The 9,828-nt window shown below is 73.5% G+C and carries 9 protein-coding genes, 1 tRNA gene and 2 pseudogenes; 6 read left to right on the forward strand and 6 right to left on the reverse strand.

Annotation, left to right across the window (positions count from 1 at the left end; translation table 11 throughout):
- Both JNW87_RS28825 and JNW87_RS28830 read left to right on the forward strand, forming a co-directional pair.
- A partial coding sequence (locus JNW87_RS28825) for a sensor histidine kinase (protein ID WP_375373555.1) occupies positions 1–1,460 on the forward strand: 1,460 nt, incomplete at its 5' end.
- Positions 1,461–1,515: 55 nt separating this feature from the next.
- Positions 1,516–2,127 (forward strand): hypothetical protein, encoded by a 612-nt coding sequence (locus JNW87_RS28830; protein WP_109805238.1) that lies wholly within the window; start codon positions 1,516–1,518, stop codon positions 2,125–2,127.
- Positions 2,128–2,172: 45 nt separating this feature from the next.
- On the opposite strand, the gene JNW87_RS28835 is transcribed toward JNW87_RS28830, so the two are convergent.
- Positions 2,173–3,771, reverse strand: coding sequence for a ricin-type beta-trefoil lectin domain protein (locus tag JNW87_RS28835; protein WP_238454736.1), 1,599 nt, complete (start codon positions 3,769–3,771; stop codon positions 2,173–2,175).
- A 426-nt stretch (positions 3,772–4,197) separates the two neighbouring features.
- Between JNW87_RS28835 and JNW87_RS28840 the strand changes: the two genes are divergently transcribed.
- Positions 4,198–4,905, forward strand: a complete 708-nt coding sequence (locus JNW87_RS28840; protein ID WP_109805239.1) for a glycosyltransferase family 2 protein — start codon at positions 4,198–4,200, stop codon at positions 4,903–4,905.
- Between the two features lie 118 nt (positions 4,906–5,023).
- Here the strand turns inward: JNW87_RS28840 and JNW87_RS28845 are convergent.
- Both JNW87_RS28845 and JNW87_RS28850 read right to left on the reverse strand, forming a co-directional pair.
- Positions 5,024–5,905: pseudogene (locus tag JNW87_RS28845) on the reverse strand (transketolase family protein); the annotation flags it as partial.
- A 2-nt stretch (positions 5,906–5,907) separates the two neighbouring features.
- Positions 5,908–6,600, reverse strand: a complete 693-nt coding sequence (locus JNW87_RS28850) for a transketolase (protein ID WP_238454737.1) — start codon at positions 6,598–6,600, stop codon at positions 5,908–5,910.
- A gap of 46 nt (positions 6,601–6,646) precedes the next feature.
- Here JNW87_RS28850 and soxR point away from each other — a divergent pair, with 46 nt between their 5' ends.
- Entirely contained in the window at positions 6,647–7,108 is a 462-nt protein-coding gene (gene soxR / locus JNW87_RS28855) for a redox-sensitive transcriptional activator SoxR (protein WP_109805242.1), read from the forward strand.
- Positions 7,109–7,112: 4 nt separating this feature from the next.
- On the opposite strand, the pseudogene JNW87_RS28860 reads toward soxR, so the two are convergent.
- Positions 7,113–8,086 (reverse strand): annotated as a pseudogene (locus JNW87_RS28860) (NAD(P)H-quinone oxidoreductase).
- 9 nt (positions 8,087–8,095) lie between these two features.
- A complete protein-coding gene (locus JNW87_RS28865) occupies positions 8,096–8,635 on the reverse strand; it encodes an AAA family ATPase (protein ID WP_238454738.1) in 540 nt (179 codons plus the stop codon).
- 98 nt (positions 8,636–8,733) lie between these two features.
- Here JNW87_RS28865 and JNW87_RS28870 point away from each other — a divergent pair.
- Positions 8,734–8,822, forward strand: a tRNA-Ser gene (locus JNW87_RS28870).
- A gap of 2 nt (positions 8,823–8,824) precedes the next feature.
- Here the strand turns inward: JNW87_RS28870 and JNW87_RS28875 are convergent.
- Positions 8,825–9,052, reverse strand: a complete 228-nt coding sequence (locus JNW87_RS28875; protein WP_109805245.1) for a hypothetical protein — start codon at positions 9,050–9,052, stop codon at positions 8,825–8,827.
- A gap of 77 nt (positions 9,053–9,129) precedes the next feature.
- On the opposite strand from JNW87_RS28875, the gene JNW87_RS28880 reads away from it, so the two are divergent.
- Positions 9,130–9,663: a YbhB/YbcL family Raf kinase inhibitor-like protein gene (locus tag JNW87_RS28880; RefSeq protein WP_238454739.1), complete on the forward strand. Its 534-nt coding sequence runs from the start codon at positions 9,130–9,132 to the stop codon at positions 9,661–9,663.
- Positions 9,664–9,828 lie beyond the last annotated feature (165 nt).

Consider the following 9,828-nt stretch of genomic DNA (forward strand, 5'->3'; position numbering starts at 1 on the left):
CGGGGCCGGGCCGACCGCACCAGCCGACCGTCGCCCTGCCGGTGATCGGGCCGGGTTCCGCGCCGACGCCCGCGCGCCCGCGGTTCGCCGGCACCCTGACCACCCGGGCGGTGCTGGTCACCTGCGCGGTCGCGCTGGTGTCGGTGCTGGTGACCGCGCTGGTCGCGGTCCCCCTCGCGGTACGCGGCGCGGAGCGGCGCGACCAGGCGGCCCTCGCCGCCCAGGCCCGCCTCGCCGCCGACGTGCTGCGGGTCCGCCCCGCCCGGCAGCGGGACAACGCCGGGGACCGGCTGATCCGCCAGCTCCGCCAGCAGGACATCGACGTGTACGTCGTCCGCGCCGGTCAGGTGGACCGCCCCGGCCTGCCCCGGCAGGTGGTGACCCGGGTGGCGACCGGCAAGGACGTCTCCGGGCGGCGGCTGGTGAACGGCGAGCGGGCCCTGGTCGAGGGGCGGGCGCTGCCCGGCGGCGACGGCGTCGTGCTGACCCGGGCCACCAGCAGCGGGCCGTGGCGGCAGGTGCTGCGCAGCCTCTGGCTCCCGTTGCTGGCCGGGCTCGCCGCCGGGGTGGCGGCCGGGCTGCTGCTCGCCCGCCGACTGGCCCGGCCGATCCGGACCGCGGCCACCGCCGCCGCCCGGCTGCGCGCCGGGGACCGGGCGGTACGCGTACCGGTCGAGCCGCCGGACGAGGTGGCCGACCTGGCGTACGCGCTGAACGGCCTGGCCGCCGCGCTGGCCACCAGCGAGGGGCGGCAACGCGAGTTCCTGCTCTCGGTCTCGCACGAGCTGCGCACCCCGTTGACCGCGATCCGCGGTTACGCCGAGGCGCTCGCCGACGGGGTGATCGACGCGGACGGGGTGCCCGACACCGGCCGGACCATGCTCGCCGAGGCCGAGCACCTGGACCGGCTGGTCAGTGACCTGCTGTCGCTGGCCCGGCTGGAGGCCGCCGACCTCCCGCTCGAACCGGTCCCGGTCGACCTGGCCCGGTTGGCCGCCGAGGCGGAACGGACCTGGTCCGACCGGTGCGCCGCGCTCGGGGTGACGTTCCGGCTGGAGGTGCCGTCCGGGCCGGTGCCGGCGTACACCGACCCGGGGCGGATCCGGCAGGTGCTCGACGGCCTGCTGGAGAACGCGCTGCGGGTCGTACCGCCGGGGGCGCCGGTGGTGCTCGCGGCCCGGCCGGCCGGCGCGGACCCGGCCGCCGGCGGGATCGTCGAGGTCCGCGACGGCGGACCGGGCTTCACCGACGACGACCTGGCGGTGGCCTTCGAGCGCGGCGCGCTGCACCAGCGGTACCGGGGGGTGCGCAAGGTGGGCAGCGGGCTCGGGCTGGCGCTCGCCGCCGGGCTGGTCCGCCGGCTCGGCGGCGACATCGCCGCCGGCCACGCGCCGGAGGGCGGGGCGGCCTTCACCGTCCGGCTGCCCGGAGATCCTTACCTGACCCGTACACCGGGCTGACGGTCCGCTCGCCGGAACGCGGGACGCTGATGCTCCACGGACGAGAGGAACACTGATGGCACGTCAGGGAATCGTCACCGGCGTCACCGCGCTGCTCGCGGCGGCCGCGCTCGGCCTCGCCGGCTGCGGCCCGGCCCGACTGGCCCAGGATTCGGCGAAGGAGACCGCGGTCGAGGTCGCCGCCGCCATGGGCGCGGACGGTCAGGCGCTCGCCGCGCTGGGCTTCGACGCCGCCGACCTGGACGTGGACCCCGTCGCCGCGCCCGCGTCGTCCTCCGCCGAGCCGGAGCCGTCCACCTCGGCCGGTCCGAAGGACAAGCGCGGTGATCGCGGCCAGGAGTGGCGCAAGCGGCACCGAGCCCGGGTGCTGTTGCGCAAGAACACCCTGCACGGCGAGGTCGTGGTCCAGACCAGGGACGGCGGTACGAAGACCGTCGCAGTCCAGCGCGGCCAGGTGACCGGGATCGACGCGAAGTCCATGACCGTCAAGTCGACCGACGGCTTCACCATGACCTGGACCTTCGGCGACGACCTCCGGGTGGTCGAGCGGCGTACCACGATCCAGTCGACGGACGTCAAGGTCGGCACCACGGTCGGCGTGGCCGGCGCCAAGGACGGCGACGGCGGCGTGGCCCGGCTGGTCGTGGTCCCGTTCAAGCAGAACTGACGGCCGACCGGGCCCCTCCACGGGGATGGGGCCCGGTCGCCGGGGTCAGTAGACCCGGGAGCCGATGAAGTCGTCGTGGCCGTAGCCCACCGGGTTGGCGAACGACCGCGACTCGAAGGACCACTGCTGGCGGGTGCTGGTGGAGCAGCTGGCCAGCCGCAGCCGCGGGGTGCCCAGCCACGGGTTGTCGAACGCCACGCAGAGGTTGGTCGCGCCGGCCGGCTTGAGCTGGCTGCCGGCGAAGACGAACTGCTGGTTGGGCCCGCCGTGGCAGTCGTAGATGTTGACCGCCGTGCCGGAGGTCAGCGACCCGCCGGAGACGTCCAGGCAGCGGTCGTGGGAGAGCTCCGAGTGCAGCGACTGCCGGGTCGGGTCGTACCAGAAGCCCTGGTTACGGCCGCCGTGGCAGGCGTACGACTGCTGGACGGTGCCGTTGCGCGAGTCGTAGCCCTTGCCGTCCACGCAGGTGCCGGTGGCCGCGTTGCGGAGCTGCCTGAACTCCATCAGCCCGGGCTGGAGCACGCCCTGGCCGGTGCTGGCCGGGTCGACGCAGGTCGCCTTCTCCTGCCCGGAGTTCCAGAACCGGGTGATGCACTGGGCGAACATGCCGTGCCCGCGGTAGTTGGGGTGGAACGACTGCCGGGCGGCGTTCTCGTCCCAGATGCCGACCTCGATGTAGAGGCCGCGGACCGAGGTGTTGTCGGTGCACACCTCGTGGCCGTGGAAGAGCCGGCTGGCGTCGAGGTAGCGGGTGCCGGTGTTCGTCGCCGCCGCGCGCAGGGCCGACTCGAAGAGCGGCACCGCCTTGTTCCGGGCGAACGCGGCGTCGGCAAGGTAGAGCAGGCAGCCGCCGGCATACCAGCCGGGGAAGCCCGGGTTGTCCTCCACGTCCGGGCTGCCCGGGCTCGGGTACGACATCAGCACCAGTTCGTAGTCCGAGCGCAGGTAGCCGGCCCCGGTCATGGTCTGCCGGATCGAGGTGATCGCCTCCTCGACCGCGCGCCGGCTGCCGTCGGTGCGGATCGTCCACTGGTCGGTGTACGTCGGGTAGCACGCGCCCTGGAAGAAGACGCGACGGATCGCACAGTCGGTGGCGACGGGTCCGAACTGGATGGTGCCGTCGCCGTTGGCCCCGGCGACCACCCAGATCAGCTTGACGTGCGTGTTGCGGGCCTTGATCGCCAGGTAGTCACCCTGGTTCAGCTCGTTGTGCTGGGTCGGCCCGCCCGCGACCAGGTTCCACGGGGTGGCGCCGGAGCAGGCCAGGTTGTACCTCTCGTCGGCCGGGATGCCGGTACGGAACACGGCCTGGTCGTACGAGCGGTCGCACCAGTTGCCGTCCTGGTGGGTGCCGGGAACGTAGTTGCCCATCCCCTCACCGGAGATCTCGCTGTCGCCCATGGTCACCAGGGCGGTGCGGCGTTGCTCCAGCGGGCGGATGTCGGGGGAGCCGTAGAGCGCGGTGGACTCGGCGGCGCGGACGGTCTCGAGGGCGGTCGGGAGCGGCTGGACGGCGGGACGGTCGGCGGCGGCCGCGGGGGAGGCCGGTCCGACGAGCATCGGCAGGGCGAGGGCGGCGGCGGACAGGACGGCAAGGGCCTGCCGTCGAGTCGTCCGTACGCGCCTGGCCGGGGTACCAAGCATCGACGCGCTCCTTTCGTCTCAATCGTGGGATGTCGATTGAGTTACCGGAAGGTAACCGGCCGATGGAGAGATGTGGGTGCGTCTCGGAAAGCTTGCGCCCCGGTGCGGAAGGGAACTCTTCCGACAGATCGGGCGGGTGGCGGGTCCGGGTCGGTACCCGGGGCCGGTCGCGGCTGACCGGACGGCCGGCACCGCAGGGCCGAGTGGTGCGCTTCGGGCCGGCGGCGCCGCTCGACGGGCACCGCGACCGCTTCCGCGCTTCACCGCGTCGCGCCCTGAGCAGGGCGGTTCCGAACGCTCCGCCGGAAATCATCGAGGTCGGACCGCCCGGCGCCCCTGGCCCGATGGGGAGGTGGCGGGCTGCACCGCGACGAAGAGCCAGGCTACGCTAGGGCCGATTTGCTGTCCCCACCGTGGAGATCTCCCGTGAAGCTCTCGATCCTCATGCCGGTCTACAACGAGGAAGAACGAATCGCGGATGCCCTCAAGCAGGCATTGGCGGTCGACTACCCGTGTGAGATCGAGCTCGTCGTCGTCGATGACGGCAGCCGAGACGGCACCTCGGAGGTCCTCGGCCGAGTGGACGACGCGCGGCTGCGGGTGATCACCCACCAGCGCAACGCCGGCAAGGGCGCGGCCATCAAGACGGCCGTCGACAACGCCGAGGGTGAGTACATGGTCATCCTCGACGCCGACCTCGAGTACGACCCGCAGGACATTCCGCGCCTGCTGGAGCCGGTCCTCGACGGCCGGGCCACCGTCGTCTACGGCAATCGGACGTTCGGCAGCCACAGCTCCTACAGCTTCTGGTACGTGGTGGGCAACAAGGGCGTCACCCTGGCCGCCAACGTGCTCTACAACTCCTACATCGGTGACCTGGAGACCTGCTTCAAGCTGATGCCGGTCGAGCTCTACCGCTCGCTCCAGATCCGCTCCCGCGGCTTCGGCATGGAGGCGGAGGTCACCGGCAAGCTGCTGCGTCAGCGGATCCGCCCGTACGAGGTGCCGATCAGCTACCGCGCCCGCGGCCGCGAGGAGGGCAAGAAGATCACCTGGAAGGACGGCGTCGAGGCGATCTGGATCCTGGCCCGGGAGCGCGCCCGCCGCCGCCCGGCCGGGACGGCCCGGCGCTGACCTCGGGCCCCGCCCGCACGAACCACCGCAGGACCCCGTCGCCCCGGCTCGACCCAGGCGCGGGGTCCCGCTTTTTCCGCCTCCCTCCGCCGGCCCGCCCCGGCCGATCAGGCCGCGCCGGCACCGCGGCGAGGAATTCGCCGACCGACCGGCGCAGGCCGGCGGCGTCCAGGCCGTGCCAGCGACTGTGGTCCTCGGCCGAGCCGTAGCGGCGCAGGTCCTCGCGGCCCACGCCGAGGGCGAGCAGCCGGTGCGGCCGGTCGGCCAGCGCGGCGCCGACCACCCGGGCGGACGTGCCGGCCAGGTAGGGCTCGACCAGGATCACCTCGGCGCCGGCCAGCGCCCGCAGACCCGCGGTGTCGAACGGTCGCGGCCGGTGCGTGTACGCCACGGTGACCGGCAGCCCTTCCACGGCGGCCAGCGCCGCGTCGAGCAGCGGCCCGACCGCGACCAGCAGTGGGGCGCCCGGACCGGCGTCGCGCAGCACCCGAAGGTCACCCGCGTCCGGGTACGCGCGGGCGTTGCTCTGGGTGGAGAGCCGCAGATACGCCGAGTCCTGCCCGCACACCACGTCCCGGAGCAGCCCGGGCACCTCGTCCCGGTGGCCGGGGACGTGCACCGTCCAGTCGCGCAGCGTGTCGATCAGGGCCACGTCCGCCGAGCCCAGATGGGTACGGCCGGCCGCCGCGCGGTCGTAGGACGCGCCGACGCTGACCAGCACCGCCCCGACGCCCTGGTGGTCGAGGTCGAGCTTGATCTGCTCGTACGCCCGCTCGACGAGGAAGGGGGCGTAGCTGTGCACGATCGGGCGCTGCCCGGTCAGCGCCAGCCCGCCCGCCACACCCACCATCAGCTGCTCCCGGATCCCGACGTTGAGCACCCGATCGGGGTGGCGCAGGGCGGCCGGGGCGAACGCGGCGGCCGAGATGTCGGCCAGCACGATAGTGGTCCGGGGGTCGTCCAGCAGTGCGGTGGCGCTGGTCACGAAGGTGTCGCGCACGATCACTCCTCTTCTGCGACGACCGCGACGACGACGTGCGGCCGGTGGTTGTCGTGCCCGGTGAGGGCGGTGTGCAGGGCCTCGTGGTCGCGCCCGTCGACGGTCGCGGCGGTCCACCCGTTGACGGTGAACCGGCTCGCCGCGCCGCCCGGCCAGCCATGGCTCGCCGAGCGGTTGTCGACCACGATCGCGGTCAGCCCCGCCAGCCCGGTCGCCCCGGCGTACGCGATCGCCTCGTGGTTGGAGCCCTCGTCCAGCTCGGCGTCGCCCAGCAGCACGTACACCCGGGGGTCGAGCCGGCCCTGCGCCCGCAGCCCCAGCGCGGTGCCCACGCCGAGGCCCAGCCCGTGGCCGAGCGACCCGGAGCCGATCTCCACCCCGGGCACCAGCAGCCGGTCCGGGTGGTCGCCGAGCCGGCTCTCCGGGCCGCCCTGGTCGTCCAGCCACTCCACCGGGATGAACCCCTTCGCGGCGAGCAGCGCGTAGTAGCCGGCCACCGCGTGCCCCTTGGAGAGCAGGAAGCGGTCCCGGTCCGGGTCGTCGATCGTCGCTGGGGTGATCCGCAGCACCCGGTCGTAGAGCACCTGGAGCACGTCCAGCGTCGAGTACACGTTGGCACCGAACTCGCGGCCGGCCCGGATCCGGTCCAGCAGCGCCCCGAGCGTGACGGGGTCGGTGGCGGTCGTCGTCGTCATGCGGCTAGCCTGCGACCTGAAGCTCACTTCAACTCAAGGTCGTGTGATGCACGAATCACTCACCATCGGGCAACTCTCCGCCCGCAGCGGGGTCGCCCCTTCGGCGCTGCGCTACTACGAGCGGCTCGGCCTGATCCGGGCCGAGCGCACCGGCGGCAACCAGCGCCGGTACGCCCGCACCGAGCTGCGCCGGGTGGCGTTCGTCCGGATCTCCCAGCAGGTGGGCGTCTCGCTGGAGGAGATCCGGGAGGCGCTGGACTCGCTGCCGTCGTCGCGTACCCCGACGCCGGACGACTGGGCCGCCCTCTCCCGGGCCTGGCGGGACCGGCTGGACGAGAAGATCCGGCTGCTCGGCAAGCTCCGCGACGACCTGGACGGCTGCATCGGCTGCGGCTGCCTGTCGCTGCAGCGCTGCACGCTCTACAACCCGGAGGACGCGCTGGCCGCGGAGGGCCCGGGTGCCCGGCTGATGCTGGCCCGCCCCGGCGCCGACGCCGCGTCCGACTGAGCGGTCAGCCGACGAGCAGCACCTTGCCCAGGTGGTCGCTGGTCTCCACCAGGCGGTGCGCCTCGGCCGCGTCGGCCATCGGCAGCCGGCGGTCCACGATCGGGCGGATCGCCCCGGACTCCACCAGCGGCCACACCTGCTCGCGGACCCCCCGGACGATCTCCGCCTTCTCGGCCAGCGGGCGGGAGCGCAGCGCCGTCGCTGCCACCGAGGCCCGCTTGGCCAGCAGCGCGCCCAGGTCCAGCTCGCCCTTGCGGCCACCCTGCATGCCGATCACCACCAGACGACCGCCGGTCGCCAGCGCCGCCACGTTCCGCGGCAGGTAGGCGGCGCCGATGATGTCGAGGATCACGTCCGCGCCCCGGCCGTCGGTCACCCGACGGACCTCCTCGACGAAGTCCTGCTCGCGGTAGTCGATCGTGTGCGCGGCGCCCAGCTCGCGCAGCCGTTCGTGCTTGGCCGCCCGCGCGGTCACCACCACGATCGCCCCGAGGGCCGCGCCGAGCTGGATGGCGAAGGTGCCGATCCCGCTGCCGCCGCCGTGCACGAGCAGCGTCTCACCCTTCGTGAGCCGGGCCAGCGCGACGACGTTCGACCAGACCGTGCAGGCCACCTCGGGCAGGGCCGCCGCCTCGACCAGGTCGACGCCGGCCGGCACCGGCAGCAGCTGCCCGGCCGGCACGGCCACCCGCTCGGCGTACCCGCCGCCGGCCAGCAGCGCGCAGACCTCCTGGCCCACCGTCCAGCCGGTCACCTCGGGACCGATCGCGCCGATCACCCCGGAACACTCCAAGCCGGGGTACGCGGGCGCCCCCGGCGGTGGCGGATAGTGCCCCTGCCGCTGCAACAGGTCCGCCCGGTTCACCGCGCTCGCCCGCACGTCGACGATCACCTCGCCCGGGCCGGCTCCGGATCCGGCACCTCCGCCCAGACGAGTGCCTCGGGTCCGCCGGGTTCCGGAATCGTGATCGCGCGCATGGCCCAGTCTTACCCGATCCGGCCGTCCGTCCACGCCCGGGCCAGAATCTCCGCCACCGTCCGCTCCGGCGTCTGGTCCGAGGTGTCCAGCCAGAGCCCGATCCGCGGGGTGTCGGACCGGAACCCGGCATCCAGGTCCGCCACCGGCCAGTCGCCGTACGCCTTCTTCGGCCGGTCCCGCTCGCGGACCGCGACCACCTCCGGGCGCGGCGCGAGCACCACCACCGCGAGCGGCCGGTGCCGGACCCGCGCGACCATGGCCGGCAGGTCCGCCCCCAGCACCACGTCCTGGAGCACGACGGTGAAGCCTGCCCCGACGTAGCGGTCGGCCACCGTCGCGGCGAGCTCGTACCGGAGCCTGAGCTGCCGCCACGCCTCCTCGGACGGCTGCGCGGTCATCTCCGCCCGTCCGTTCACCACCATCCGGCGGAACACGTCGCCGCGCAGGTGCACCGAGCGGGGCACCCGGCGGGCCAGCAGCTCGGCCACAGTGGACTTGCCGGCCGCCAGAATCCCGGTGATCAGCACCACCGCCGGGGTCTCCCACATCCGGCCATCGTGCCAGTGATGGTGGGACGGCGGCTCGCCCGACCGAGCGCCCGTGGCAGACTAGGCACGGTCGCGTACCCTGCGGGGGGCGTGGCCCGGGAGGGTTCGCCTAGTGGCCGATGGCGCTGGTCTTGAAAACCGGTAAGGGCAGCGATGTCCTTCGTGGGTTCGAATCCCACACCCTCCGCGTCAACCGCCGAGACGGACCATCACCAGCGTGCCGTTCAGGCCCGCCTCGGTGTATGCCCCGCCGTCCCGCCCGACGACCAGCAGGCGGGAGCCGTCCTGGCCGGCCGGCACGCTGAACCAGAACCGGCACGTCCCGTCGGTGAGGACCCGTCCGTCGGTCAGCCGGGCGGCGGCGACGCTCCGCCCGCTACCCGCGATGGTTTCACGCCATGGGGCCGGACACGACACGCTTTCGGTTCGAAGCGGCGCGTCGACGGGGTATGAAGGGGCGCAGGAAAAACGCGCACCCGGAAGGACCCGTTTCGATGACCCTGGAACGACCGATCGCCCCGGACCCGTACGAGCTGCTGCCCACGGTGCCGTCGTTCAGCCTCACCAGCGACGACGTGCACAACGGCGAGCCGATGGAGGCCCGGTACGCGCACGGCAGCGCCGGCGGCGAGAACGTCTCCCCGCAGCTCGCCTGGTCGGGCTTCCCCGACGGGACGAAGAGCTTCGTGGTGACCTGCTTCGACCCGGACGCCCCGACCGGCAGCGGCTTCTGGCACTGGGTGCTGGTGGACGTACCCGCCTCGGTGACCGAGCTGCCCACCGGGGTGAAGGAGAGCGACCTCGGCGGCGCCTTCAGCATCCGCAACGACTACGGCGACACCGGCTACGGCGGCGCCGCCCCGCCGCCCGGTGACCGCCCGCACCGGTATGTCTTCGCCGTGCACGCCGTAGACGTCGAGCGCCTGGACGTCGGCAAGAACGCCAGCCCCGCCTTCGTCGGCTTCAACCTCGCCTTCCACACCCTCGCCCGCGCCGTAATCCGCCCCACGTACCAGCTCAAGGACTAACCCGCGCCCCCAAGTCCCGCGATCTTGCACTGGTGGCCCCGGCAGAGCGGACATGAGCCGCGAATCCGGGAAGAAGTAGTTCCACAGGTCCTGAGCGTTGGTGAAGGTGTTACGCAGCTCGATCACGCCGCGCTGGACGCCGGCCCGGACGGCCGCCACGGTCGG

This window comes from Micromonospora sp. ATA51 (assembly GCF_016802855.1).
In the GTDB taxonomy this organism is placed as follows: Bacteria; Actinomycetota; Actinomycetes; order Mycobacteriales; family Micromonosporaceae; genus Micromonospora; species Micromonospora sicca.